Source organism: Streptomyces sp. NPDC005141 (assembly GCF_053599975.1).
In genome coordinates, this window is record NZ_JBSFYW010000007.1 from 168,619 (window position 1) to 194,759 (window position 26,141).

Sequence of the window (26,141 nt, forward strand, 5' to 3'; positions counted from 1 at the left end):
CATCCCCTGACTTCGAGGCCATCCCCTGACCTCGGGGCCATCCCCTGACTTCGAGGCCATCCCCTGACCTCGGGGCCATCCCCCGCGCCCCGTCATCAGCGTGCGGTTCCGCCGGCGCGTCTCGGCGCTCCCCGGGCCCGACTTGGCACCGGGCCACGACCGCGAGCGGACGCGCAGGCCCGGCGGACTCCTCTCCGGCCGAAAGGGGCCACGCCCCAGCGGACAGCCTCGCCAAGTATCACCGAACCGCACCGCCCAGCCGCTCCTGCCCTGCGGGCGCGGGCTCGGCAGCACCATGGGCGCGGCTGCTCCGCGGGCGAGCCCGAGGGTCTCCTCACCCGTGCCGGGCGGCCTCGAAAACTCCCACCCCCGGGGTTGCCGCGCCGCTCGGTCAGCGTGCCCGGGGCCCCGCTCCGCCGGCTTCCGCGCGGCGTGACGCACGGAGCGTGCCCACTGTCTTGAGAAGCCGGTCGGCCGGGTCGCGCAGCGTCGGATGGGCGAGGACCGTGTTCCGCAGACCGCGCACGGGCCTGCGCCACAACCGGTGGGCCGCCGCCACCGGATGGGGCCGGGCCACGAACCCTTCGCCCACGCGCAGTTCGCGGGTCTTGAGCCAGTCCTTGTACTCCTTGTCGCCGCGCCCCAGATCCAGCAGGCTCACGCCGTGCCGACTGGCCGCCTCGGCGGTCCGCAGGTGCATCATCAGCCCGGGCGAGTACCGGTGGAATTCAGGGTCGTACGCGGTGAACCAGGCCGCGAGCACCGTGCGCGACCGGGGTCCGAAGTGGGCGGCGACCGGCCGGTCCCCGGCGTAGAGCACGGACAGGACGCCGGTGAAGTGCTCCTCGCGGACGTCGAACAGGTGGTTCACCAGATCGACGATCCAGGGCCGCGCGAACCGGTCCATGCGTCCCGTCCTGCGGTACTGGGCGGACTTCCACCGCATGAGCGTGCTCAGCATCCGCGGGTCACGCTCGTCGAAGACGAACCGCACCTCGCCCACATCACGCGCGAGACGCCGTTCCTTCTTCAGGGTCGTCTTCGCCTGGCCCGGGTAGGCGCTGCGCAGCCACTCCGGGTAGCCGCTGTCCCCCGGCTTCAGGTCGATGACCGGGGAGGCGAACGTCCCCGTCACATATCTGCCGAACGGCTTCTGCTCCTCGACGAGATGGTCGAACTCGAAGATGGACATCCCGCAGGCGCGCAGCACCTCCGGTGCGTCCCAGGTGACCCCGGGTCTGTGCACCAGGGCCTGGCAGTCCGAGAGTCCGAGGCCGATGGCTCTGCCGACGCCGAACACGTTGCGCTCGTACGGCAGGAAACCGACGGGCTCCCCGTCCTCGCGCAGGACCGCGACCTGTGCACCGCTCCGGTATCTGCCGACCCCCGTCGCGAACTCCGGCGCCAGGAACGGATTGGCGTATTCGGGCGATTCGTCCATCGCCCGGTGCCAGGCCTCGCACAGCGGGACACTCAAGCCGTCGAGTCTGTGGATCGTGATCTCCACCTCAGATCAACCACCCTTCCGTGGGCGCTGCGAGGAACGTACCGGTCACAGCACAGGCCAGTAGGGCGTGTGGATCCTTGCTGCTGGATCGCATGGGCGACAGCTCCCCCCATGACGCGCTGTCCGCGTCCTGCCACTCTTCTGATTTTTGCCGTCCCGCGCCGCACAGAGACTCGTCTCCCGGTCGAGGACCGAGATCCGAGCCAATCGGCGGGGCTCAAACGTCGCGAAACAGTACGCACGCTGTCAAGGGTGCCTACCGCAACGAATGCGTCCAGGTCGGAAGACGAAGGCTTTGTCGTACTGATGGCCGACACCGCGAGCCTGACGGCGAGTCCGCGGAGGGTCGGAATCCGAGGTCGCGACGGCCCCCTCGGACGCCGCTTTCCGTACAAGGGGGCACCACGTGAAAGATGAGAACGAACGGCCGGTTAGCATATGAGCGCCACCTAGCTCGAAAGATGATTCTGTGACTGTCAACGACGATGCGTTCACCAACTGGAAGACCCGCGAAGAGATCGCGGAGTCGATGATCCCGATCATCGGGAGGCTGCACCGGGAGCAGGACGTCACGATCCTCCTGCACAGCCGCTCCCTGGTGAACAAGTCAGTGGTCAGCATCCTCAAGACCCATCGCTTCGCCCGGCAGATCGCCGGCGAGGAGCTCTCGGTCACCGACACCCTGCCGTTCCTTCGGGCGCTCACGACGCTCGACCTCGGCCCGTCCCAGATCGACCTCGGCATGCTCGCCGCGACGTACCGGGCCGATGACCGCGGTCTGTCGGTCGAGGAGTTCACCGCCCTGGCGGTCGCCGGAGCCACGGGCGAGAACAAGATCGAGCGCCGCGAGGGACGCGACGTCGTCCTCTACGGCTTCGGCCGCATCGGCCGCCTCATCGCCCGCCTGCTGATCGAGAAGACCGGCTCCGGCAACGGCCTGCGGCTGCGCGCCATCGTCGTCCGTCAGGGCGGCGACCAGGACATCGTCAAGCGCGCCTCACTGCTGCGCCGCGACTCCATCCACGGCCAGTTCCAGGGCACGATCACCGTCGACGAGGCGAGCAGCACGATCATCGCCAACGGCAACGAGATCAAGGTCATCTACGCCAACGACCCGTCCGAGGTCGACTACACGACGTACGGGATCAAGGACGCCATCCTCGTCGACAACACCGGCAAGTGGCGTGATCGCGAGGGCCTCTCGAACCACCTGCGCCCCGGCATCGACAAGGTCGTCCTGACCGCGCCGGGCAAGGGCGACGTCCCGAACATCGTGCACGGCGTCAACCACGACACGATCAAGCCGGACGAGCAGATCCTGTCCTGCGCCTCCTGCACCACCAACGCGATCGTGCCGCCGCTCAAGGCGATGGCGGAGGAGTACGGCGTTCTGCGCGGCCACGTGGAGACCGTCCACTCGTTCACCAACGACCAGAACCTGCTGGACAACTACCACAGCTCCGACCGCCGAGGCCGCTCCGCGCCGCTCAACATGGTCATCACCGAGACGGGTGCCGCCTCCGCGGTCGCCAAGGCGCTGCCCGACCTCAAGGCGCCCATCACCGGCAGCTCGATCCGTGTCCCGGTGCCGGACGTCTCGATCGCGATCCTCAGCCTGCGTCTGGGCCGCGAGACCACGCGCGAGGAGGTCCTCGACTACCTCCGCAACGTCTCGCTGACCTCGCCGCTCAAGCGCCAGATCGACTTCATCAGCGCTCCCGACGCGGTCTCGAGCGACTTCATCGGCTCGCGTCACGCCTCGATCGTCGACGCCGGCGCCACCAAGGTCGAGGACGACAACGCGATCCTCTACCTCTGGTACGACAACGAGTTCGGCTACTCCTGCCAGGTCATCCGCGTCGTCCAGCACGTCTCCGGCGTGGAGTACCCGACGTACCCGGCTCCGGCGGTCTGAGCCAGAAGCAGCGCGTGGTTCGCCGTCCGGGCAGGTAGGTCGGCGAACACCGCGTGGTTCGCCGTCCGGACAGGCGGGACGGCGAACACCGAGCCGCGGGGCGACCGGGAATCCCCTCTCATCGGGGCCCTGGTCGCCCCGTTCCTTCGTGGTGCCCCGTCCGGCGCGCGCCGCCCCACCGCTCCCCTCGCCCCCGCCCGGCACCCGGCACCCGGCACCCGGCACCCGGCACCCGGCACCCGGCACCCGCCCAACGCTTCCCTTGCCCTGAGCGGGGCACCCGTCTAACGTGAGTTTGTGCCGCTAATAAACAAAACCATCCCGCACAGCGTTGTGCCGGACCGCTCCCTCACCCGACTCCGCGTCGTCCTCACCGCGTTCTTCGCCCTCGACGGCTTCGTCTTCGCCGGCTGGGTCGTCCGCATCCCCGCCATCAAGCAGCAGACCGGTGCCTCCGCCGGCGCTCTCGGCCTCGCCCTTCTCGGCGTCTCCGCCGGCGCTGTGATCACCATGATGCTGACGGGACGACTCTGCCGGCGGTTCGGCAGCCACCCCGTGACCGTGGTCTGCGGCGTCTTGCTGTCCCTGAGCGTCGTCCTGCCCCCGCTCACCCACTCGGTACCTGCTCTGGGCCTCGTCCTGCTGGTCTTCGGCGCCGCGTACGGCGGTATGAACGTCGCCATGAACAGCGCGGCCGTCGATCTCGTGGCCACGCTGCGGCGCCCGGTGATGCCCAGTTTCCACGCGGCGTTCAGTCTGGGCGGCATGCTCGGGGCGGGGCTCGGGGGGCTGGTCGCCGCGCATCTGTCACCGACGCGCCATCTGCTCGGGATCGCCGTCATCGGCCTGCTGGTGACCGCCGTCGCGGGACGCGCGCTGCTGCGGCAGGACGCCCCCACGGCACCGGAGCGCCCACGGAGCGACGGGAGCCCGGCGCGAGCGCGTCTCGACGGCCGTACCCGTGGTCTGGTCGTCGTCTTCGGCCTGATCGCCCTGTGCACGGCGTACGGCGAGGGCGCGCTCGCGGACTGGGGCGCGCTCCACCTGGAGCAGGACCTGGACGCACACCCGGGGATCGCCGCCGCCGGTTACTCGTGTTTCGCCCTCGCCATGACGATCGGCCGGCTGAACGGGACGGCACTGCTCGAACGCCTCGGCCGGACCCGCACGTTGGTGGCGGGCGGCACGACGGCCGCGCTAGGCATGCTGCTCGGCTCGCTCGCGCCCTCCACCTGGGCCGCACTGCTCGGCTTCGCCGTCACCGGGCTCGGCCTCGCCAACATCTTCCCTGTGGCGGTCGAACGCGCCGGGGCGCTCGCCGGAGCGAGCGGGGTCGCCATCGCCTCCACCCTCGGGTACGGGGGCATGCTGCTCGGGCCGCCCGCGATCGGGTTCATGGCCGACTGGTACTCCCTGCCGACCGCGCTCACCAGCGTCGCGGCGCTGGCGGCCGTGGCCGCCCTGATCGGATTCGCGACGCGCCGGGCCGCGGTGGGGTGAGAGGACGCGGATCCTCCGTCGCCACAGCCGGCGCCTCCGCCGCGTTGTCCACGTCTCGGACCCCCGCGTCGTCCACGACGACCCCGACCGCGACCACCACGTGGGTGACTCCCGCGACTTCAGTCCCGCGACTTCAGTCCCGGGGCTTCAGCGGGCTACCGAGGAAGCACCGTTCAGCACCTCGCCCGACTGCCACAACCACTCCTGGGGTCATTCATCCCACCCCGGCAGTCGTCGCATTGCCTCGTCCCTGGACCGCGCTTCAGGGACGGACCGGCAGCCAGCCCTGCTGAACGGCGCGCACGCCGGCCTCGAAACGGCTGCGTGCGTCGAGACGGTCCATCAGTTCGGAGGCGATCCGCCGGGCCGTGCGGTGCGACACCCCGAGCCGTTTCGCGATCGCCTCGTCGGTGTGGCCCGCGGCCAGGAGACGGAGGGCGGTCGCCTGCTGGCCGGTGAGCCCGTTCGGGTCGGTGGGGACGACCTCGCCGAGCGGCTGGGCGGCCTCCCAGGTGCTCTCGAAGAGCGCGCACAGCGCGGTGAGCGTGCCCTGGCCGGTCAGCAGGACGGCGCCCGCGGCGGTGTCGTCGCTGCTGACCGAGATCATGGCGGTCATCCGGTCCATGAGGATCATCCGGGTCGGCAGGGACGGAGTCGTGCGGATCTGCCCACCGAGTCCGGCCAGCCAGGTGGCGTGTTCGACGGTGGGCCGGTTGGTGCGGACACTGTCGAGGTAGATCGTGCGCATGCGCACCCCGCGGCCGAGCAGATCCTGGTTGAGCGGCCGGGAGGCGGCCATGTTCTCCGCGGTCTGCGGCCCGCCCGGGGCGAAGGTCAGGAACTCCTCGCGCACCTCGCGGGTGAGCACGGCCAGCCGGTCGCGTATCTGGTCGAGGCCGACCAGTTGCTCCACCCCGGGATGGCTGGTGGCCGGACGGAGCTCGGCGTACTCGGAGATGAGCTGGGCCGCGGCCGACCGCGAGGCTTCGAGGCGCTGCTGATGGGCCGCCAGCTGGGCCTGCTGGCGACCCATCAGGATCTCCATGCCGATGTCCGGGGAGACCGCCCGGAGCCGGCCCGCGTCCCCGGCCGCCGGGCGCACCAGCGCCAGCTCGCTCAATGTGTCGAGGGCTTCGCGCACCTCTTCCCCGGACAGCCCCACGGCATCGGCGAGGGCCGCGACCCCGGCGGCCGGGTGTCTGAGCATGGCGCGGTACACCGTCTCCGCGACGGAGTCGAGCCCAAGAGCGGTCAGCATCTGGTTCCCCCCAGTTTTCTGCACAAAGCGTCCCCTGTTCGACGATGATCTTCGCAGAGGCGCGAGGGATCGTCACAGGGGCAGGACGGAACCGGCCATGGCCTCAACCGTCCAGATCCCAGGGCCACTTGCTCACGACTTCCGTTGAGACTCTGGAGCGCATGTACCTGGTCCACACGCATCTGGAACTGCCCTCCGGCGAAGAACTGCCGCAGAACATCAGGGCGTTGGTGCGATCGGCGATCGTCCCCCGCGACCGCGTCGAGCACGTTGCCGTGCACCCCGTCTCGACCACCGAACTCACGCTCGGCTTCTATCTGTTGGCCGGTTCGCTGGACGAGGCGGAGGAGCGGGCCGTCCGGGTCTGCCATCGAATGCTGTGCGACGTACCACAGTTGGCCACGGCAAGACTGACGGGCGCGGGGGTGCCGCTGATGCCGCTGGCCTTCGCACCGCAGACGGTGGACTGAAGCGGCCCGCGTGGACGCATCAGTCCAAGGCCCTTTCCGTCCATCCCTGAACTCTTCTCACGGACCTGAGCTGCGACGAACCTATTGATCACCGGCCGAGCCGAGCGTCACCGCGGGACGCGACGACAGGCCGGACATCGCACCTCACCTCCTGGAAGGAACGAAAACAACCATGCTTCGCACCCGAATCGCCAAGGTCGCCGCGGTCTCCTCCCTCGTCCTCGCCGCGGCTCTCGCCGCCCCGGTGGTCACGCTCCACACCACGGCGGACACGGTTCCGACCTCTTCCGTCCTCGCCGTCGACGCCGGTTGGCAGGTCGCCCCGGCCGACGCCGGCTGGCAGTAGACCGACGCCGCCGACAGCCACTCGTTGCGGCCGACGCCTACTCACCGGCCAGTCGGCCACCGTCCTATGTCCGCCCGATCGACCGACCACAACTGCCCCCGGGGGATCGAAAGTGAAGAACATCCGCAAGAACGGCCGGAGAATCGCTGGTCTGCTGACGGCCGGTGCTCTCGGTACCGGACTCCTCACGGTGACCGCCCCGACCGCCGAAGCGGCCACCACCTGCTCGGGCGGAGTCAACATCTACGGCGTACTCGACGACGGCAGACTGACGTTCAGCCAGATCAACCCGGCCACCGGAGACCTCGCCAAGGTGCTCGTCGGGCCGGACCTCGGCTTCGAGCCGAAGGCCATGGCGACCCTCAACTTCAACACCGTCCTGGTGACTTCGACCTCCGGCGCCCTCTATCGCGTCGACATCAGGACCAACAACACCAGCCTCGCCCTGCTGAACGCACCGGTGAAGATCGCCGACAGCGGCTGGACCCACGACAAGCTCACCTACGACGGTCACGGCCACCTCTACGGCACCACCGCCGCCGGCCTGCTCCTGCGCTACAACGTGACCGAGGACAAGCCCGCCGGCTCCCAGCACATCGGCGCGCGCACCGAGATCGACACCGGGTTCGTCCTGAAGACCCTCACCGCCACCGGCGACGACCGACTCAGCGCCACCACCGAGGACGGACGGTTGCTCGACTACTCGGTAGCGGGCGCAGGCTCCTGGAAGAGCAACACCCTCAAGTCCTCCGGCTGGTCCGGCTTCAACCAGCTGGTCTCGCCAGGCGCCGGCCTCTACTACGGCCGCCTGTCCACCGGTGCCATGTACTGGTACAAGGACGCCAACCCGACCGACGGTTCCGGCTCCGACATCTCGTACCACCTCGACGACCCGGTCAACACCAGCGGCTGGACGCAGAGACTGCTGTCCGCCCAGCCGGTCACGTACACCTGCACCACCACCACGGAGACGGTCGACCGTGACAACATCACCTCGGTCAAGGCCGCCGGCAGGCAGATGATGAACAACAAGGACACCTCCTGGGCCACCTCCGCGCAGTGGGCCTGCCTGGAGACACTCTGGGACCACGAGAGCAACTGGCGCTGGAACGCGACGAACTCCTCCTCCGGTGCCTACGGCATCCCGCAGGCGCTGCCCGCCACCAAGATGGACGTCGCGGGCGACGACTGGAAGGAGAACCCCCTCACCCAGATCAAGTGGGGTCTGAGCTACATCGACGGCCGCTACGGCTCCCCCTGCAACGCGTGGAACTTCTGGCAGGCGAACAACTGGTACTGACGAACACGACGAACAACTGGTACTGATGCCAGCGAACTTGAACAGGGCGGCGCCCCCTCGGACCGAGGGGGCGCCGCCCTTTTGGCGTGGGCGGAGGGGAGTTCGACCCTCCATGACGTGGATCCCCAGGGCTGTACGACGAGCAGCTCGCGTCGGTCGCGAACCGGGGTGCCGGACCCGAACGGTTCCGGCCGAGGAGGAGTTGCGCACGGCCACCAGCACGACCTGAGCATCGCCACCAACTGCGTTGAGCACACGACAGGCCGGGAAGCCGACGCCTGCCTCGGCGGCGTGGCAACGGTGGCTTCAGCGATGCGGGCGATGGTGGCCTCGGCAGTGCGGGCGACGGTGGCCTCGGCGGTGCGGGCGACGGTGGTAGCCCAGCCTTGTTGGAGTTGGTGGAGCCCGTCTGCCGAGTACGGCGCCGCTCCGGCCGGCGCGGCCACCGGGAGTACGACCTCGGCCTGGCGGCCGCGGTGGTGAGGATTCTGCTGCTCCTGAGGCCGAGGTCGGCCAAGGACGCAAGGACGCCTCGAAGGCCCCGCCGGGGATCGGCGGGGCCTTCGAGGCGGTGGGTGGGCGTCAGGCGATCTTGTCGTAGCGCAGGGCGACGTAGGACGAGGCCGGGTGGCTGTCGATGGTGCCGCTGTAGACGTTCGCGGTCGAGTAGTTCATGTCCGAGGAGGGGCTGCCCTCGGAGTAGTAGTGGAAGGTGCCCGCGTCCTGGTCCTTCCAGCCGGCGAAGAGGACGACGTGCTCGGAGCTGTCGTTCAGCGCGTCACCGGGTCGGAGGTCGGCCTTGGAGATCTGCGTGCTCGCGCTGGGGAGGGACTGGGTCGTCAGCGAGGTGGTGAGGTGCCAGGCCATGGAGACGAAGCCGGAGCAGTCGGTGCGATAGGAGTGGTCGCCTTCGACGTCGCCGGCGTAGGCGCTCTGGCTGTACTGGACGTTGCGGTTGTACCAGTCCTTGGCCCGGGTCATGACCTCGCTGCGGTAGATCGTTCCGCCCTGCACGGACTTCGGCGGGGCCGGTGCCACGTAGGCGCAGTTGTCCGCGTACGCCGACAGCAAGGACTGGGTCCAACCGGACGCGTCCACCGGGTCGTTGGGGTGGTACGCGATGTCGCTGCCGTCACCGTCGGTCGGGTCCGAGTCGTGGTACCAGTACATGCCGCCGCTGGTACGGCCGTAGTAGAGGCCGCCACCCGGCGAGGAGAGTGAGTCCACCGCCGACCAGCCGCTCGACTTCAGGACCGAACGGTCCCAGTCGTTCACACCGTTGATCTTGTAGCTGAGCAGTCGGCCGTCCGAGGTCGAGGCGATGATGCGGTCGTCGCCCGCGGCGGCCAGCGTCTTGAGGACGAAGCCGGTGTCGATCACGACGTGCTGACCTATGTGGGCCGACCCCGCGGGCTTGTCCTGCGACACCAAGTACTGGTGAAGCTGTCCGTCGACCGTCCCGTAGAGGTGGCCGGCACCGTCGTAGACCATCTTGTCGAAGGTCCAGCCGCCGTCCCAGATCTTGGTGACGCCCGCGACCCCGAGGGAGGTGTTGTTCGTCTGCACGTCGACCCGGTAGAGGTCTCCGGAGGTCGAGGTGACCAGGACGGTGTTGAAGTTGAGGGTCGCCATCGCCTTGGGCGTGAAGCCGAGGTTCGGGCCGATGAGTGTCTTGACCCGGTCGCCGGTGTTCGGCTCGATCTGCGAGTACGTCAGCCGGCCGTCGGACAGCGTGCCGTACATCGACACGTTGCCGGTGCACGAGGCGACGGCATGCGCGGCACCGCCGGTGATCGCGACCAGTCCGACGGACATCGCGCCGACGGCGACCGCGGCGGCGGTGGTACGGCGGATGGCATGGCTCAGCTTCATGATGTCTCCTGCGGCATGTGAGTCGAGCGGGCGAGCACATCCCCGGCCCAAACAGCTGCCCTGCAGGTGCAGCTGTGAAGGATGTCTCGGGTGTGACGCCCGGTGGCAGGAACTACTTTCGCCGCAGGTCAGGGGGGTTGGAAGAGCAGCCGCATGGACGCAAACGTCCTTGGCCTGTTACGTCCTGACGGGGCGTCGGCAGCACCGGGGGGACGGCTCGTGCGTGCCCCTGCCGCCTCGCGACCCCCGGACAGCGGCACGCCCTGGTCTGCTCCGTACTCCCCCGACCGCCCCGCATCCGGCACACTCGCGGCATGGAGATTCCGGAATTCGTGGAAACCCTGGACCGGGAAGGCCGGTTGCTGGCCGCGGCCGCCGAAGAGGCCGGCGTCGACGCCAAGGTCGCGACCTGTCCCGACTGGCAGGTCAGGGATCTGGTACGGCACACGGGGATGGTCCACCGCTGGGCCACCGCGTTCGTCGCCGAGGGACACACCTCGTACCACCCCGACGGCGGACTGCCGGATCTCGACGACGACGAGCTGCTGACCTGGTTCAGGGAGGGGCACCGAACACTCGTGGACACCCTGGCCGGCGCCTCGCCCGATGTGCGGTGCTGGAGTTTCCTTCCGGCTCCCTCGCCGCTCGCCTTCTGGGCGCGCAGGCAGGCGCACGAGACCACCGTGCACCGGGTCGACGCCGAATCGGCGCTCGGCGGGGAGCCGACCGTGATCCCACCGGACTTCGCGGTCGACGGGATCGACGAGTTGCTGCGCGGGTTCCACGGGCGCTCGAAGAGCAGGGTGCGCACCGAGGAACCACGTGTGCTGCGGGTGCGTGCCACCGACCGCCCGGACGCGGTGTGGACCGTACGGCTCTCGTCCCAGCCGCCGCTCAGCGAACGTGGCGAACCCGCCCAGGCGGACGTGCGCGCGGACGTGGACTGTGAGCTGACAGGTCCGGCCGCACGGCTCTACCTGGCGCTGTGGAACCGCGCGCCCTTCCCGGGCGTGACGGGCGACGCCGCACTCGCCGGCCTGTGGCGGGAGAAGTCCGGCATCACCTGGAGCTGACGCGCGAAGCCGGAGTCCAGGGCATCCACAGACGGCCGGCGCATGGCCGGGACACCCGGAACGAACCGCCGTGGCTCAGCGCGCGGCCTGAACAGGGCGAGCCCGTGGCTCAGCGCGCGGCCTGAACAGGGCAAGCCGGGCGGCGGGACCTGCGGTCACTCGGAGGACGCCGCCGGGCCCTCCGCCAGTATCCGCGTAAGGACCGCGCGCTGCAACGGCAGTACCTCGCCGTGCAGTTCACTCCCCTTCGCCGTGATGCACACGCGCACACCCCGTCGGTCCTCCGGGCACATCCCGCGTGTCACGAGACCGTCCTTCTCCAGGCGTCCGATCAGCCGGGACAAGGCACTCTGACTGAGGTGGACCCGCTCGGCGATCTCCTGGACACGGTAGGAGGGGCCGCCGTCCGTCGCGGTGCCCTCCGCCAGCACGTCGAGGACCTCGAAGTCGCTGGCGCCCAGGCCGTGTCGATGCAGCTCGCGGTCGAGCTCACAGAGGGTGCGGGCGTGCACCGCGAGGATGTCACGCCACTGGTCCACGAGCCCTTGCTCGGCATTCTTCGCCGCCATGCGCGCACCGTAGCAAAGAATCAAGATTGTTGCACCGTCATTAAATGCACTTGCATTGAATGCATGTGCATGTACTGTCTGAGGCATGACCTCTCCGCTCACCCACCCCGCGCCCCAGGGACGCTGGACCCCTCGCCTGTGGGGCACCCTGCTCGTGCTCTGCGCCGCGATGTTCCTGGACGCGCTGGACGTGTCGATGGTCGGCGTCGCGCTGCCGTCCATCGGCTCCGAACTCGACCTCTCCACCTCGACGCTCCAATGGATCGTCAGCGGTTACATCCTGGGTTACGGCGGGCTGCTCCTCCTCGGCGGACGCACCGCCGACCTGCTGGGCCGCCGCCAGGTCTTCCTGGTGGCCCTCGGGGTGTTCGCGCTCGCCTCGCTGCTCGGCGGGCTCGTCGACTCGGGCCCGCTGCTGATCGCCAGCCGTTTCATCAAGGGTCTGAGCGCCGCGTTCACCGCGCCCGCGGGCCTGTCGATCATCACCACGACGTTCGCCGAGGGCCCGCTGCGCAACCGCGCGCTCTCCATCTACACCACCTGCGCGGCCACCGGCTTCTCCATGGGCCTGGTGCTGTCCGGTCTGCTCACCGAGGCGAGCTGGCGGCTGACCATGCTGCTTCCCGCGCCCATCGCCGTCGCCGCCCTGTTCGCGGGCCTGAAGCTCATCCCGCGCAGCGAGCGCGAGAAGGACCACCGCGGCTACGACATCCCGGGCGCCATCCTCGGCACCGCCTCGATGCTGCTGCTCGTCTTCACCGTCGTCCAGGCACCCGAGGCCGGCTGGGGATCGGCCCGCACCCTGCTCTCCTTCCTCGCCGTCGCCGTACTGCTCACCGTCTTCGTCGGTATCGAGCGACGCAGTCCGAGCCCGCTGATCCGGCTCGGCGTACTGCGTTCCGGCAGCCAGATCCGGGCCCAGCTCGGCGCGATGGCGTTCTTCGGCTCGTACGTCGGATTCCAGTTCCTGGTGACGCTGTACATGCAGTCGCTGCTGGGCTGGTCGGCCCTGCACACCGCGCTCGCCTTCCTGCCGGCCGGTGCGCTGGTGGCGCTGTCCTCCACCAAGGTGGGTGCCGTCGTCGACCGATTCGGCACGCCCCGGCTCATCGCGACGGGCTTCGCGCTGATGGTCGTCGGGTACGCGCTCTTCCTGCGCGTCGACCTCGATCCGGTCTACGCGGCGGTCATCCTGCCGACCATGCTGCTGATCGGCGCCGCGTGCGCCCTGGTCTTCCCTTCCCTCAACATCCAGGCGACCAACGGCGTCGACGACCACGAGCAAGGCATGGTCTCGGGCCTCCTCAACACCTCCGTGCAGGTCGGCGGCGCGATCTTCCTCGCGGTCGTGACGGCGGTCGTCACCGCGAACTCCTCCGAGGGCTCCTCGCCCCAGGACGTTCTCGACAGCTACCGGCCCGGCCTGATGGTGGTGACCGGCATCGCCTTCGCGGGTCTGCTGATCACTCTGCCCGGCCTGCGGACACGACGGCCGCAGGAGTCCGTCGTCGTCGCCCAGTCCGGCCGGAAGGTTACGGAGTCGCAGTCGGTGACAGAGACGGAGCGTGTCGCCGTCCGCGACTAGTGGACGCCTCCGATGCTTGCGCCCGGCGGGTCCTTGCCCCGCCGGGCACAAGCCTGTTGACTCGGCGCATGAGCAGCAACGGGGAGAGCAGGACCAGTTACAGCGCTCGCGCGGAAGGGACGCGCGCTCGGCGCACTCAGGCACAGCGGGACGCGGCCACCGTCGAGATCGGATACGCCCTGGCCAGCGCGGTGTTCGTCGCGGCGGTCGCCTTCGGGGCCGTCAGCGGGCCCGCCCTCTTCCTGGACCTGTCGCACGGCGCGGAACGGGCACTCGTCACCGCGGGGGCCGGCCTGGCCGCCGTCCTCTTCGCTCTACGGGTGGCCACCGTACTGTTCCGCTTCCACAACCATGCGGAGCCTCAGCCCAGCCAGCCCGGTCTCACCAACCCCGACTCATAGGCCAGCACGACCAGTTGGGCCCGGTCGCGCGCCCCGAGCTTCACCATCGTCCGGCTGACATGGGTCTTGGCCGTGAGCGGGCTGACGACCAGGCGCCGGGCGATCTCGTCGTTCGAGAGGCCGATACCGACCAGGGCCATCACCTCCCTTTCCCGCTCGGTGAGTTCGGCGAGGGACGCGGCGGACTCGGGTTCCTTGGAACGGGCCGCGAACTCGGAGATCAGCCGACGCGTCACCCCGGGCGAGAGCAGGGCGTCGCCCTCGACCACCGCCCGTACCGCCCGCAGCAGTTCCTCGGGCTCCGTGTCCTTGACCAGAAAGCCGGAAGCACCGGAACGGATGGCCTCGAATACGTACTCGTCGAGCTCGAAGGTGGTGAGGATGATCACCTTGACGTCCTTCAGGTCCGGATCGCCGGTGACGCGGCGCGTGGCGGCGAGACCGTCCAGGAGGGGCATCCGGATGTCCATCAGGACGACGTCGGGGCGCAGTTCACGGACGATGCGCACCGCGTCCTCACCGTCGGCGGCCTCACCGGCCACCTCGATGTCCGGCTGCGCGTCGAGCAGCGCCTTGAAGCCTGCCCTGACCAGTGACTGGTCGTCGGCGAGCAGTACGCGGATCACCGGTCCTCCTTGACGTTCCACGGCAGTACGGCCAGCACCCGGAACCCTCCGTCGTCGCGCGGACCCGCCTCGATCGTGCCACCCAGTGCGGCCGCCCGCTCCCGCATACCCGCGAGCCCGTTGCCGCTGCCGCCCGCGTCCGCGCCGGTGGCCGGCCCGTCGTCGTCGATCCGCAGTCGCAGCGCGCCCTCCGCGTGATCGAGCCGCACGCGTGCGCGGCGCGAGCCCGAATGCCGTACGACATTGGTGAGCGCCTCCTGGATGATGCGGAACGCGGCGAGATCCGTGCCGGGTGCCGGCGTCGGCACCTCGCCCTCGATCTCGACCGTCAGGCCGGCACCCGCCGCCTGCTCGACCAGTTCGGGGAGCCGGTCGAGTCCGGGCGCGGGGGCGCGCGGCACCTCACCCGGCGCGCGCAGCGTGTCGAGCACCTGGCGGACCTCGCCCAGCGCCTCCTTGCTGGCCGCCTTGATGGTGGTGAGCGCCGTACGCGCCTGCTCGGGATCGGAGTCCAGCAGCGCCAGGCCGACACCCGCCTGGACATTGATCACCGAGATGCTGTGCGCCAGCACGTCGTGCAGTTCTCGGGCGATCCGCAGCCGCTCCTCGTCCGCGCGCCTCCGGGCGGCCTGCGCGCGCTCCGCACGGTCGCGGGCCCACTGCTCACGGCGTACGCGGACCAGCTCCGACAGCGCCAGCACCGCCACGACCCAGGTGGCGATGCCGATCTCCTGCATCCAGGAAGGGGGGCCGTCGCCCGTCGGGGGCAGCCCGCGGTACAGCCAGTGGGCCACCACGAGATGGCCTGCCCACAGGAGGCCGACCGCCGTCCAGGCGGCGCGGCGATGTCCGGCGACCACGGCGCTGAAGCAGCCGACTGCGACGGGAAGGAAGACCGGACCGTACGGGTATCCCGCGGCCACATAGACCAAGGCGACGGTGGCGGTGCCGAACACGACGAACACGGGGTACCGCTGCCGCCAGAACAGCAGACCGGAGCCCACCACGAGGAGTGCCCTGGCGAAGAAGTCCAGGGCGAGCCGGTCGCCGTGCTGGGCGTGGGCCGCGAAGTTGGAGCCGATGAGCACGAAGGCGGTCAGCAGCAGCGTGGAACGCCACGGCCGGCGCGCGGGGCGCTCCTCGTCGTTCCAGCGGTTCCACCCGGGCGGCCCGTGCCACCGCCGCGGCGGACCGCCCCCCGTCGGGCCCGCGGGCGTGTGCTGCTCTTCCATGACCGTCACGCTAGACGGACGGACACGGCGGGGGCGTCCGCCGGGCGAGGTGATCACCCGTACTCCCCGTGGAGTACGGCGTCGGCGAGCCGGGACTACGACGAAGGCCGCCCGCCGGCGGTCGCGCCCGTCTCCGGATGGACGAGCCCCACATCGTGCGCGAGCCGGCCCACGGCATGCCGGAAGAACGGTTCACGGTCCTCCACGACCCGGTTGAACTGGCCGAACAGCTCGAACCCGATCAACCCGTAGAGCTGTGCCCACGCGGCGACCAGCGCCACGATCACCTCGGGCGGCAGATCGGGCGCGAGATCGGCGGAGATCCGCTGCGCCTCCGCCTTCAGCTCGGCGGGCAGTGGTGTGCGGGCCACCCCCTTGCCCCGATACGCGTCCCGGACGATGCCGATCAGGAGCAGGCCGACCCGGGAGGCGGCCGGAACGGTCTCCTGCGGCGCCGTGTACCCGGGGACGGGGGAACCGTAGATGAGCGCGTACTCGTGCGGATGCCCCAGCGCCCAGCGTCGCGCCGCCACGCACACGGTGATCCAGCGCTCCCGGGGGCCGGCGGCGGCCACTCCGGCGTGGGCCGACTCGGCCGCCTCACCGAGGGAGTCGTAGGCGTCGATGATGAGCGCGGTCAACAAGTCGTCCCTGCTGGGAAAGTACCTGTAGAGGGCGGACGAGACCATCCCGAGCTCGCGGGCCACGGCCCGCAGCGAGAGCTTGGCGGCGCCCTCCTCGGCGAGCTGTCTGCGCGCCTCTTCCTTGATGGCGGCGGTGACCTCGATCCTGGCTCGGGCACGTGCCCCTCGCGCGGTAGTCATGAGCAGCAGTGTTCCACGTTTCCAGAGCGGTGCACACAAAAGTGAGCGGTGATCCGAAAATGGATCAGTGCTCCACTATGCGATCGGCGCTCCTTAAGGAGATCGGCGCACAAAAACGAGAGCAGCGCTCTTGCATTGGATCACCGATCTGATGCAGACTCTCCTCAAGCGAGAGCGGTGCTCACAAAAGAGATCGGCGCTCTCATCACAGATCTCGAGAGGTCACCGTGTCCACACACGTCCAGAAGCCGGGCTGGTTCACCGTCAACGTCTTCAACCGCGCAGTGGCCTGGATGACCAGGCGCGGCATCAGCGTCTGGGGCTCGCGTGTCCTGGCCGTCCGGGGCCGCAAGAGCGGCCAGTGGCGTACGACGCCGGTCAATCTGCTCATCCTGGACGGCGAGCAGTACCTGGTGGCCCCTCGCGGACATGTCCAGTGGACACACAACATGCGGGCGGCCGGCGGCGGCGAGCTGCGCCTCGGCAAGAAGGTCGACACCTTCACCGCCGTCGAGGTCGCCGACGACGACAAGGTCTCGCTGCTGCGCGCCTACCTCAAGCGCTGGAAGGCCGAGGTCGGGGTGTTCTTCGGTGGCGTCGGCCCCGACTCGTCCGACGAGGAACTGCGGCGCATCGCTCCCGACCACCCGGTCTTCCGGATCAGGGTCACGAGCTGACGGCAACCGCAGCAGCAGCCGCCTCCCCCAGCCGTCGACGGCCGAAGCGCCCGACGATCGAGTGTGGCCGACGATCGAGTGCGGTCGACGGCGGCCACCTCCCCTACTTCTCGCCCTGCTCGGCCTTCTCGCCCTGCTCGGCCTCCGCAGCCTGCGGCCCGCGGTCGATCGCGGTCAGGGCGCGTCCGACCATCGGGTGGGACCGGATGATCTCGCCGAGTGTGGTGGAGCCGCGGGTGATTCCCGTGAAGGCCTTCCACACCGGACGCAAGCCGGTGAGTCCCGCATGGAACATGCCGGGGCGACGCTCGAAGGCCGCGAGCAGGCGCTTGCCGACGCTCATCTCGACGCCGAGCCCCGCCTTGATCGCGAAGGCGTAGTTCAGGGCCTGCCGGCGGGCGTCCACCGCGTCGTGCGCCTCGGAGATCCGGACCGCCCACTCGCCCGCCAGCCGCCCGGAGCGCAACGCGAACGAGATGCCCTCCCGGGTCCAGGGTTCGAGCAGTCCCGCCGCATCGCCGCAGACGAGCACCCGGCCGCGTGACAGCGGCGAGTCGTCGGCGCGGCAGCGCGTCAAGTGGCCGGAGGAGATGGACGGTTCGAAGCCGGCGAGACCGAGCCGGGCGGTGAAGTCCTCCAAGTACCGCTTGGTGGCGGCACCTTCACCGCGCGCGGAGATCACACCGACGGTGAGCGTGTCCCCCTTCGGGAAGACCCATCCGTAACTGCCGGGCATGGGGCCCCAGTCGATCAGGACGCGCCCCTGCCAGTCCTCGGCGACCGTCGCCGGCACCGGGATCTCGGCCTCCAGACCGAGATCGACCTGGTCGAGCTTCACCCCGACGTGCGCTCCTATCCGGCTGGCGCTGCCGTCGGCGCCGACCACCGCCCGCGCCAGAACCGTCTCACCGCCCTGCAGGACGACGGCGACGGTGCGCCGGTCCGGCACCGCCGACCCGTGCTGCTCGACACGCGAGACCGTGGCACCCGTACGCAGCTCGGCGCCCGCCTTCTGCGCGAACTCGACGAGCTGCTGGTCGAACTCAGGCCGGTTGATCAGCCCGAACAGCATGTGCCGGGACCGCCGGGTGCGGGCGAACTTGCCGTCCATCGAGAAGGTGACCGCGTGCACCCGGTCCCTGAAGGGCAGTTCGAAGCCCGGTGGCAGGGCATCGCGCGAGGGGCCGATGATGCCGCCCCCGCATGTTTTGTAGCGGGGCAGTTCGGCTTTCTCCAGCAGCAGGACGCTGCGTCCCGCGACCGCTGCCGCATAGGCGGCCGAAGCGCCCGCCGGCCCCGCGCCGACGACCACGACGTCCCACACCTGCTGCCCGTCGTCCGCCGTACGTCGCCCGTCGTCCGCCGAAGAGTTCTCGCTGCTCACGTTGGTCTACTGCTCCCAGTCCAGCCGTCTGCCGCACCTGTCTCCCGCATCCTACGGCGGGCATCGCCGCAGGCCGCTGTGGGAGGATCGGCAGCGTATGCGCACTGCACACCAGTACGCATCACCCGATCATCTGTACACAGAAGTACAACGTCGCACCTACGAGGAGCGTGCCCATGTCGTCGAATCCGGTCGCCGAGACCGTCGCCTCGCTCATGCCCCGGGCGAAGGCGGAGCTCACCGAGCTGGTGGCCTTCAAGTCGGTGGCGGACTTCGACCAATATCCCAGGAGCGAGAGCGAGGGCGCCGCGAACTGGATCGCCGACGCGCTGCGCTCCGAGGGCTTCCAGGACGTCGCCCTGCTCGACACCCCGGACGGCACGCAGTCGGTGTACGGCTTCCTGCCGGGACCCGAGGGCGCGAAGACGGTCCTGCTGTACGCGCACTACGACGTGCAGCCGCCGCTGGACGAAGCGTCCTGGGCGACACCGCCGTTCGAGCTGGTGGAGCGCGACGGCCGCTGGTACGGGCGGGGCAGCGCCGACTGCAAGGGCGGCGTCGTCATGCATCTGCTGGCCCTGCGCGCCCTGAAGGCGAACGGCGGCGTTCCGGTGCACGTCAAGGTGATCGTCGAGGGTTCGGAGGAGCAGGGCACCGGCGGTCTGGAGCGGTACGCCGAGGAGCACCCTGAGCTGCTGACCGCAGACGCCATCGTCATCGGCGACGCGGGCAACTTCCGTGCGGGACTGCCGACGGTCACCGCGACCCTGCGCGGCATGACCCTCGTACGGGTGCAGGTGGACACCCTCGAAGGGAACCTGCACTCGGGACAGTTCGGCGGGGCGGCGCCCGACGCGCTGGCGGCGCTGATCCGCGTACTGGACTCGCTGCGGGACGAGGACGGTTCGACGACCGTCGACGGTCTCGCGGGCGACTCCGCGTGGGACGGCCTCCAGTACGAGGAGCAGGCGTTCCGTGAGGACGCCAAGGTGCTCGACGGAGTGGAGCTCATCGGCTCCGGCACCGTCGCCGACCGCGTCTGGGCCCGTCCGGCCGTCACCGTGCTCGGCATCGACTGCCCGCCGGTCGTCGGCGCGACGCCGTCGGTGCAGGCCGGTGCCCGTGCGCTGGTCAGCCTGCGGGTGCCGCCGGGCGTCGACGCGGGCCAGGCGACGAAGCTGCTGCAGGCGCACATCGAGGCGCACACGCCGTGGGGCGCGCGGGTGAGCACCGAGCAGATCGGTCAGGGCCAGGCGTTCCGCGCCGACACGTCCAGCCCCGCGTACGCGTCGATGGCCGAGGCCATGGCGGTCGCCTACCCGGGCCAGGAGATGCAGTCGGCGGGCATGGGCGGCTCGATCCCGCTGTGCAACACGCTGGCCTCGCTGTACCCGCAGTCGGAGATCCTGCTCATCGGCCTGAGCGAGCCGGAGGCGCAGATCCACGCGGTGAACGAGAGCGTTTCCCCGGACGAGCTGGAGCGGCTGTCGGTCGCGGAGGCGCTGTTCCTGCGGACCTACGCGGCGAGCTGATCCGTCCTCAGCACGGCAGGCCCACGTCGTCGGACGTGGGCCCCTGGGCTGTTCGGTGCCCGAACGCGGCGGAGGTCCCTCGGGAGACGCCCGCCGGGACACCGGAGACCCCCAGCGCCCGGGACGCCTGGGGCACCCCGGGCACCCCTGGCACCCGTCCCTCGCGCCGCTGCACACGGGTGACGGTGGGTGCCGTGCCGTGCCCTGCCCTGCCCTGCCCTGCCCTGCCCGCAGATGGTCCGCGGCAACCGGTGATCCGTACACACCGGTTGCAGGCGAACTGGCCGGACGTGCGGGCCAACCGGCAGGTCGGTAGAACACCGTCGCGCGGGTCAACCCGTGGTTCCGCAGGCCGACCGGTGGGTCGCACCCACGCCCCGCGCGGGTGCGACCCGTGGTCCGTACGCACCCGTCGCGCGTGCCAGGGCTGGTGAAGGATGCCTGCGTCGAAGGTCGCGGGGTCAGCCGAGCGGCACCCCGGCCTCCAGGTACAGCGCCGCGCCGCGCTCGCGGGCCCGCAGGGCCCAGCGGAGCCGTTCGTAGCGCACGGGCGGCAGGAGGTCGGCCGCCTCGTGTTCGGTGACGAAGCGCCAGCCACGCAGCTCCGGTCCGGGCAGCAGAAGTCCCCGGACGGCCTGCTCGTCGAGGCGTCCGCCGTCGAACAGGAGCCGCAGACCGCCGTAGCCAGGAGGTGCGGGCGACTCCCAGTCGACGACGAGGAGCGTGGGCACCTCGTCGAGGGTGATGCCGGTCTCCTCCGTGACCTCGCGCATCCCGGCGCGGGCGGGGGCCTCGCCGGCCTCGACGACCCCGCCGGGGAACTCCCAGCCGGCCTTGTACGTCGGGTCGACGAGCAGGACACGGTCGTTCTCGTCGAAGAGGAGCACCCCCGCGGCGACCGTCTCGGCGGTGGGTTCGGGGGTCTGCACGATGGCGCACACGGGTGCCTCCCCGGTGCGTACGGCCTCGGCGATGCGCAGGGCGGTGTCGTACGGGGTGAGCGCGCTGGTGTCCACGGGGTGGGCGTCGGCGGTGAGCCAGGCGAGCGCGGCACGGTAGGGCTCGATGTGGTCGTAGGACCTCGGACGCACCCGCATCTCGCCGTCGGGCAGGTCCTGGGGCACCTCGCGCCCGGCTATTCGCTCCCGCAGGATCGTTTCCGCCGGGGCGAGAAGCACATGGCGGACGGGGATCCGGCGCGCGGCGAGCCCGCCGAAGATCTCGTCGCGGTACTCCTGGCGCAACAGGGTCATCGGGACAACGAGCACGCCACCGAGCTCGGCGAGCATGGCGGCCGCGGTGTCGACCACGAGCCTGCGCCAGATCGGCAGGTCCTGGAAGTCACCGACCTCGGCGAGATGTTTGGGCGGGAGCAGGTGCGTGAGTGTGCCCCCGACGACCTCGGGGTCGAAGAGCGTGCTGTTCGGGATCAGCTCGATCAGTTCCCGTGCGGTGGTGGTCTTCCCCGCACCGAACGCACCGTTGATCCAGACGATCACGATTCCCCCTCTTCTGTTGGCCCCCTGAGGCTTGCCCGCTCCACCCTGCCACGGAAACAAGCCGCTGATGAGGGCGCCGACAGCGCGGAGCCGGTGCCCCGGACGGGGACACCGGCGCCGCGTGCGGGTCCTTCAGCTCTCCTGACCGCCGAGGGCGCCGTCGTCCACCGCCAGGCTGTCGCTGCTGGGCATGTGATCGACGGTGCTGAGCGTGTCGTTGACGTTCAGATCGCTCAGGGCGTCCGTGCCCAGGGCATGGGACGGGGTGATCGCCGCGACGACGAACCCGGTGGCGAGGGAGGCGATGGCGAGCATGCTGCGCTTCTTCATGCCCGGTTCAACTACGAAGGCCGGACGGAGTCACGGGTGGATCAGGCACCTTCATCCGGCCTGGCGCGCGAGACGCCGGGCCTGCCGGGCAGACCCGGCGGTGGGCACACCAACACGGCGGGCAGACCCGGCGGTGGGCACACCAACACGGCGGGCAGACCTGGCATGACCGGCACGGACGCACCGTCGGCACGGACCGTACGGTGGGCAACCCCGCGCCGGTGGCCACCCCGCACCGTTGACAAGCCCGCACCGTTGGCCACCCCGCACCGCAGGACACGCGGCCTGGCGGGCGCGTCCACCACGGCGCCCCGGGAGCCGCCACGGCGCGGTGCCACCCGCGCGACCACCGGGGTCAGACGCGGGCGGCGGGCGCGTGGGCCTTCCGGGTGAGGGCGGCGGAGGCCGCACCGACCAGACCGGCGTCCGTGCCCATCAGCGCGGGCGCCACGGTCAGCCGCTGGACGAAGGACAGCGTCGCGTAGTCGGCCAGGGCCCTGCGCAGCGGCGTGAAGAGCACCTCGCCCGCCTTGCCCACTCCCCCGCCGATGACGGCGATGTCGATCTCCACCAGGGTCGCGGTCGCCGCGATGCCCGCCGCGAGGGCCTGCGCGGCCCGCTCGAAGGAGGCCACGGCGACCGGGTCGCCCCCGCGGGCCGCCTTGGCGACCGCCGCGGCCGAGGTGTCGCCGTCGGGGCCGGGCTGCCAGCCGTTGTCCAGCGCGCGTCGGGCGATGTTCGGGCCGCTGGCGATGCGCTCGACGCAGCCTCGGGAGCCGCAGGGGCAGAGATCGCCGTCCAGGTCGACGCTGATGTGTCCGATGTGGCCTGCGTTGCCGGTGGGGCCGGCGTGCAGTTGTCCGTTCAGGACGAGTCCGCCGCCCACACCGGTGGACACCACCATGCAGAGCGCGTTGTCGTGGCCGCGGGCGGCGCCCTGCCAGTGCTCCGCCGCCGTGATGGCCACGCCGTCGCCGATCAGCTCGACGGGCAGTCCGCCCGCGGCCTCGGCGGCCCGCTCGACGAGCGGGTAGCCGCGCCAGCCGGGCACGTTCACCGGGCTCACCGTACCGGCGGAGGCGTCCACCGGGCCCGCGCTGCCGATACCGAGGGCGCCTGCCCTGCTCCACAGCGGGGAGACCGCCAGCTCGCCGATCACGTCCTCGACGGCGCGCATCACGGTGTCGCCGTCCTCCCGCGCGGGCGTCGCGCGCTGCGCGCGCAGAAGAATCCGGCCGTGGCCGTCCACCAGCGCTCCGGCGATCTTGGTGCCGCCGATGTCGAGCGCGGCCACGAGGTCGGTGTGCATCAGAGTCAGGTCTCCCATGGGATGTCGAAACGAGCCCGCCGCGCCGCGGACCCGGGGTCCCCGGCCGGGAACCGGGCAGGATCGGGCCCTGTCGCGCGCCGCGCGGAGGGCATCGGCGGACGACGGGGACCGTGCGCCCTGGGGAAGGCGCAGGCCGGAGATTGCGGTGGACAGTGTCTCCCGCATCTGACAACGTTGTCCAGGCTCTATGCTCGACGCCACATCCTCATACAACCCCATGGACCTACGCATCCCCGTGGACGACAGGACAGGACAGCACATCGTGGCCGAGACCGCCCGCCGATCCGATAACCGCTACGGAAACCGTCCGACCATGAAGGACGTAGCGGCGCGTGCGGGAGTCGGCCTGAAGACGGTCTCCCGCGTGGTCAACAGTGAGCCGGGGGTCACCCCGGACACCGAGCGGCGCGTCCAGGAGGCCATCGAGGCGCTGGGCTTCCGCCGCAACGACAGTGCCCGGGTGCTCCGCAAGGGCCGCACCGCGAGCATCGGGCTGGTCCTGGAGGACCTCGCCGACCCCTTCTACGGCCCGCTGAGCCGCGCGGTCGAGGAGGTGGCCCGTGCCCACGGCGCCCTGCTGATCAACGGTTCCAGCGCGGAGGACCCGGACCGCGAGCAGGAACTGGTTCTCGCGCTCTGCGCGCGCCGCGTGGACGGGCTGGTGGTGATCCCGGCCGGCGACGACCACCGTTACCTGGAGCCGGAGATCAAGGCGGGCGTGGCCACGGTCTTCGTGGACCGCCCGGCCGGGAGGATCGACGCCGACGTCGTCCTGTCGGACAGCTTCGGCGGCGCCCGCGACGGCGTCGCCCACCTCATCGCCCACGGCCACCGCCGGATCGGCTTCATCGGCGACATGCCGCGCATCCACACCGCCGCCGAGCGGCTGCGCGGCTACCGGGCCGCGATGGAGGACGTCGGCATACCGGTCGAGGACGACTGGATGTCCCTCGGCGTCACCGATCCGCAGCGGGTGCGCAAGGCGGCGGAGGACATGCTCTCCGGCTCCTCGCCCGTCACCGCCGTCTTCGCGGGCAACAACCGTGTCACCGTCACCGTCGTGCGAGTCATCGCCGAACGCGGCCGCCCCGTCGCCCTCGTGGGCTTCGACGACATCGAGCTCGCCGACCTCCTGGAGCCCGGCGTCACCGTCGTCGCCCAGGACGCCGCCGCCCTCGGCCGCACCGCCGCCGAACGCCTCTTCCGCCAGCTCGACGGCAACCTCATCGCTCCGGAGCGCATCGAACTCCCGACCCGGCTGATCACCCGGGGATCGGGGGAACTGCCGCCGGCGCCCTGATCCGGTGCCGCATCGACCCCCGAGCGCTCTGGGCGATGCCCTTCTGCGGCTCCGCGCACGCATCCGCGGAGCCGTGTCCCGGCACCCGGCCCGTCCGCAGCCCCGTGCGGGAACAGGCGGGAATCCCGGGCCTTGGGCCCGGGCGATGTCAATGCCCCGAAACCGTCAGATCCCCCCGCCGCGGCCCGGCGAAGTTCTCCAGGTCTCTGCGGGTCAGTCCTGTCGCTCGGGCCACCTCGGGGATGTCCAGGGCGCCGCAGTCCAGGCCGCGCAGGAGGTATCCGCTGAGGGCCTTGGCGGTGGCGGGCTCGTCCATCACGTCGCCTGACGCGTGGCCGGCGTAGCGGGCGAGGCGGGCGGCGGCCTGTTCGAAACCCTCGCGGTAGAAGGCGAAGACGGCCGCGTAGCGGGTCGGGATGTGGCCGGGGTGCATGTCCCAGCCCTGGTAGTAGGCGCGGGCCAGGGCGCGGCGGGTGAGGCCGTAGTGCAGGCGCCAGGCGGCGTGCACCTTCTCGGTGGGGCCTACGGGCAGGACGTTGGTGGAGCCGTCCGAGAGGCGTACGCCGGTGCCGGCGGCCGCGACCTGCATGATCGCCTTGGCGTGGTCGGCGGCCGGGTGGTCGCTCGACTGGTGGGCCGCGGAGACGCCGAGGCAGGCGCTGTAGTCGAAGGTGCCGTAGTGCAGACCGGTGGCGCGGCCCTCGGCGGCCTGGATCATGCGGGCGACCGTGGCCGTCCCGTCGGCGGCGAGGATGGACTGGCTGGTCTCGATCTGGATCTCGAAGCCGATCCGGCCGGACTCCAGGCCCCGAGCCTTCTCGAACTCCTCCAGGAGCCGGACCATCGCGGTGACCTGTTCCGCGTAGGTCACCTTGGGCAGGGTGAGGACGAGCCCCTCGGGCAGGCCGCCCGCCTCCATCAGGCCCGTCAGGAAGATGTCGAGGGTGCGGATGCCCCGGTCGCGCACCGGTGCCTCCATGCACTTCATGCGGATGCCCATGTACGGGGCCGCGGTGCCGTTCCGGTACGCCTCGGCGATCAGCCGGGCCGCGCGGGCCGCCGTCGCGTCCTCCTCGGCGTCCGGGCGCGGGCCGTAGCCGTCCTCGAAGTCGACGCGCAGGTCCTCGACGGGTTCGCGCTCCAGTTTGGCGCGGACGCGGTCGTACACGGGCCCGGCGAGTTCGTCGGTGAGACCGAGGACCGCGGCGAAGGACGCGGCGTCCGGGGCGTGTTCGTCGAGGGCGGCGAGGGCGCGGTCGCCCCAGGTGCGGATGGTGTCGGCGGCGAAGGCGTCTCCGGGGACGTACACGGTGTGGACGGGCTGCCGGGTGCCGGGGTCTCCTGGATAGAGGCGCTCCAGTTCGGCGTCGACGGGGGCGAGAGAGGCGCTGATCGCTTCACTGACGGCGCCCGCGAGGCTCGTCGCCACCTTCTCCTGCTGACCCTGGCCCATCCCGTACCCTCCCGTTTTCCGCAGTGCGGAATCAACAATCCGTTGAATGAAGTTATCCGGCGAGCTTCCTGCGGGTCAACACCCTCTCGCACCGCGTGACACTCCGCCGCCCCACCGCGGCCACTCCCGACTCGGTCGCTCCGGGCAGTCCGTCTCGG

Annotated in this window: 23 protein-coding genes; 11 read left to right on the top strand and 12 right to left on the bottom strand. The window is 70.6% G+C overall.

All coding sequences use genetic code 11. The annotated features are described in order from the left end of the window. Positions 1-391 precede the first annotated feature (391 nt). Positions 392-1,507 (bottom strand): GNAT family N-acetyltransferase, encoded by a 1,116-nt coding sequence (locus ACWD68_RS08280; RefSeq protein WP_451805661.1) that lies wholly within the window; start codon positions 1,505-1,507, stop codon positions 392-394. A 469-nt stretch (positions 1,508-1,976) separates the two neighbouring features. Between ACWD68_RS08280 and ACWD68_RS08285 the strand changes: the two genes are divergently transcribed. Continuing rightward, positions 1,977-3,422, top strand: coding sequence for a glyceraldehyde-3-phosphate dehydrogenase (locus ACWD68_RS08285; RefSeq protein ID WP_451805662.1), 1,446 nt, complete (start codon positions 1,977-1,979; stop codon positions 3,420-3,422). A 333-nt stretch (positions 3,423-3,755) separates the two neighbouring features. Further along, a complete protein-coding gene (locus ACWD68_RS08290) occupies positions 3,756-4,922 on the top strand; it encodes an MFS transporter (protein WP_451805663.1) in 1,167 nt (388 codons plus the stop codon). Positions 4,923-5,184: 262 nt separating this feature from the next. Here ACWD68_RS08290 and ACWD68_RS08295 read toward each other — a convergent pair whose 3' ends face one another. Continuing rightward, positions 5,185-6,180 (bottom strand): helix-turn-helix domain-containing protein, encoded by a 996-nt coding sequence (locus ACWD68_RS08295; RefSeq protein WP_451805664.1) that lies wholly within the window; start codon positions 6,178-6,180, stop codon positions 5,185-5,187. A 161-nt stretch (positions 6,181-6,341) separates the two neighbouring features. Between ACWD68_RS08295 and ACWD68_RS08300 the strand changes: the two genes are divergently transcribed. The 3 genes from ACWD68_RS08300 (at position 6,342) to ACWD68_RS08310 (ending at position 8,296) form a co-directional block, all read left to right on the top strand. Next, a complete protein-coding gene (locus tag ACWD68_RS08300; RefSeq protein WP_451805665.1) occupies positions 6,342-6,650 on the top strand; it encodes a hypothetical protein in 309 nt (102 codons plus the stop codon). 172 nt (positions 6,651-6,822) lie between these two features. Further along, the gene (locus ACWD68_RS08305) at positions 6,823-6,996 is read left to right on the top strand and encodes a hypothetical protein (RefSeq protein ID WP_451805666.1); all 174 of its coding nucleotides are present in this window, start codon (positions 6,823-6,825) and stop codon (positions 6,994-6,996) included. A gap of 112 nt (positions 6,997-7,108) precedes the next feature. Then, entirely contained in the window at positions 7,109-8,296 is a 1,188-nt protein-coding gene (locus ACWD68_RS08310; protein WP_451805667.1) for an aggregation-promoting factor C-terminal-like domain-containing protein, read from the top strand. Positions 8,297-8,878: 582 nt separating this feature from the next. Here ACWD68_RS08310 and ACWD68_RS08315 read toward each other — a convergent pair. After that, positions 8,879-10,168, bottom strand: a complete 1,290-nt coding sequence (locus tag ACWD68_RS08315; RefSeq protein WP_451805668.1) for a tachylectin-related carbohydrate-binding protein — start codon at positions 10,166-10,168, stop codon at positions 8,879-8,881. Between the two features lie 314 nt (positions 10,169-10,482). Between ACWD68_RS08315 and ACWD68_RS08320 the strand changes: the two genes are divergently transcribed. Continuing rightward, complete coding sequence (locus tag ACWD68_RS08320; RefSeq protein WP_451805669.1) at positions 10,483-11,241, top strand: maleylpyruvate isomerase family mycothiol-dependent enzyme; 759 nt, start codon at positions 10,483-10,485, stop codon at positions 11,239-11,241. Between the two features lie 155 nt (positions 11,242-11,396). Here the strand turns inward: ACWD68_RS08320 and ACWD68_RS08325 are convergent, their stop codons facing one another. Then, positions 11,397-11,810, bottom strand: a complete 414-nt coding sequence (locus ACWD68_RS08325; RefSeq protein WP_451805670.1) for a MarR family winged helix-turn-helix transcriptional regulator — start codon at positions 11,808-11,810, stop codon at positions 11,397-11,399. Positions 11,811-11,895: 85 nt separating this feature from the next. Here ACWD68_RS08325 and ACWD68_RS08330 point away from each other — a divergent pair, with 85 nt between their 5' ends. Both ACWD68_RS08330 and ACWD68_RS08335 read left to right on the top strand, forming a co-directional pair. After that, positions 11,896-13,395 carry an MFS transporter gene (locus ACWD68_RS08330; RefSeq protein ID WP_451805671.1) on the top strand — a complete coding sequence of 500 codons (1,500 nt, stop codon included), beginning with the start codon at positions 11,896-11,898 and terminating at the stop codon, positions 13,393-13,395. 68 nt (positions 13,396-13,463) lie between these two features. Continuing rightward, positions 13,464-13,796 carry a DUF6332 family protein gene (locus ACWD68_RS08335; RefSeq protein ID WP_451805672.1) on the top strand — a complete coding sequence of 111 codons (333 nt, stop codon included), beginning with the start codon at positions 13,464-13,466 and terminating at the stop codon, positions 13,794-13,796. Here ACWD68_RS08335 and ACWD68_RS08340 read toward each other — a convergent pair. From ACWD68_RS08340 to ACWD68_RS08350, 3 genes are all read right to left on the bottom strand, one after another. After that, positions 13,757-14,422 carry a response regulator gene (locus ACWD68_RS08340; RefSeq protein ID WP_451805673.1) on the bottom strand — a complete coding sequence of 222 codons (666 nt, stop codon included), beginning with the start codon at positions 14,420-14,422 and terminating at the stop codon, positions 13,757-13,759. The genes ACWD68_RS08335 and ACWD68_RS08340 overlap by 40 nt on opposite strands. Continuing rightward, positions 14,419-15,654, bottom strand: a complete 1,236-nt coding sequence (locus ACWD68_RS08345) for a sensor histidine kinase (RefSeq protein WP_451805674.1) — start codon at positions 15,652-15,654, stop codon at positions 14,419-14,421. The genes ACWD68_RS08340 and ACWD68_RS08345 overlap by 4 nt, the downstream gene beginning before the upstream one ends. Positions 15,655-15,749: 95 nt before the next feature. After that, positions 15,750-16,478 (bottom strand): TetR/AcrR family transcriptional regulator, encoded by a 729-nt coding sequence (locus tag ACWD68_RS08350; protein ID WP_451805675.1) that lies wholly within the window; start codon positions 16,476-16,478, stop codon positions 15,750-15,752. Between the two features lie 227 nt (positions 16,479-16,705). Between ACWD68_RS08350 and ACWD68_RS08355 the strand changes: the two genes are divergently transcribed. Continuing rightward, on the top strand, positions 16,706-17,155 hold the full coding sequence (locus tag ACWD68_RS08355) for a nitroreductase family deazaflavin-dependent oxidoreductase (RefSeq protein WP_451805676.1): 450 nt from the start codon (positions 16,706-16,708) through the stop codon (positions 17,153-17,155). Positions 17,156-17,258: 103 nt separating this feature from the next. Here ACWD68_RS08355 and ACWD68_RS08360 read toward each other — a convergent pair whose 3' ends face one another. Continuing rightward, positions 17,259-18,539 (bottom strand): geranylgeranyl reductase family protein, encoded by a 1,281-nt coding sequence (locus ACWD68_RS08360; protein ID WP_451805677.1) that lies wholly within the window; start codon positions 18,537-18,539, stop codon positions 17,259-17,261. 176 nt (positions 18,540-18,715) lie between these two features. Between ACWD68_RS08360 and ACWD68_RS08365 the strand changes: the two genes are divergently transcribed. Continuing rightward, positions 18,716-20,071 carry a M20/M25/M40 family metallo-hydrolase gene (locus ACWD68_RS08365; RefSeq protein ID WP_451805678.1) on the top strand — a complete coding sequence of 452 codons (1,356 nt, stop codon included), beginning with the start codon at positions 18,716-18,718 and terminating at the stop codon, positions 20,069-20,071. Positions 20,072-20,532: 461 nt separating this feature from the next. Here ACWD68_RS08365 and ACWD68_RS08370 read toward each other — a convergent pair whose 3' ends face one another. From ACWD68_RS08370 to ACWD68_RS08380, 3 genes are all read right to left on the bottom strand, one after another. Beyond that, positions 20,533-21,573, bottom strand: a complete 1,041-nt coding sequence (locus tag ACWD68_RS08370; protein WP_451805714.1) for an NUDIX hydrolase — start codon at positions 21,571-21,573, stop codon at positions 20,533-20,535. Positions 21,574-21,702: 129 nt separating this feature from the next. After that, positions 21,703-21,900 carry a hypothetical protein gene (locus tag ACWD68_RS08375; protein WP_451805679.1) on the bottom strand — a complete coding sequence of 66 codons (198 nt, stop codon included), beginning with the start codon at positions 21,898-21,900 and terminating at the stop codon, positions 21,703-21,705. Between the two features lie 355 nt (positions 21,901-22,255). Then, positions 22,256-23,209 carry an ROK family protein gene (locus ACWD68_RS08380; RefSeq protein ID WP_451805715.1) on the bottom strand — a complete coding sequence of 318 codons (954 nt, stop codon included), beginning with the start codon at positions 23,207-23,209 and terminating at the stop codon, positions 22,256-22,258. A gap of 238 nt (positions 23,210-23,447) precedes the next feature. Here ACWD68_RS08380 and ACWD68_RS08385 point away from each other — a divergent pair, with 238 nt between their 5' ends. Then, positions 23,448-24,530, top strand: coding sequence for a LacI family DNA-binding transcriptional regulator (locus tag ACWD68_RS08385; protein WP_451805680.1), 1,083 nt, complete (start codon positions 23,448-23,450; stop codon positions 24,528-24,530). 148 nt (positions 24,531-24,678) lie between these two features. Here ACWD68_RS08385 and ACWD68_RS08390 read toward each other — a convergent pair whose 3' ends face one another. Beyond that, positions 24,679-25,983 (bottom strand): DUF6986 family protein, encoded by a 1,305-nt coding sequence (locus ACWD68_RS08390; protein WP_451805681.1) that lies wholly within the window; start codon positions 25,981-25,983, stop codon positions 24,679-24,681. Positions 25,984-26,141 lie beyond the last annotated feature (158 nt).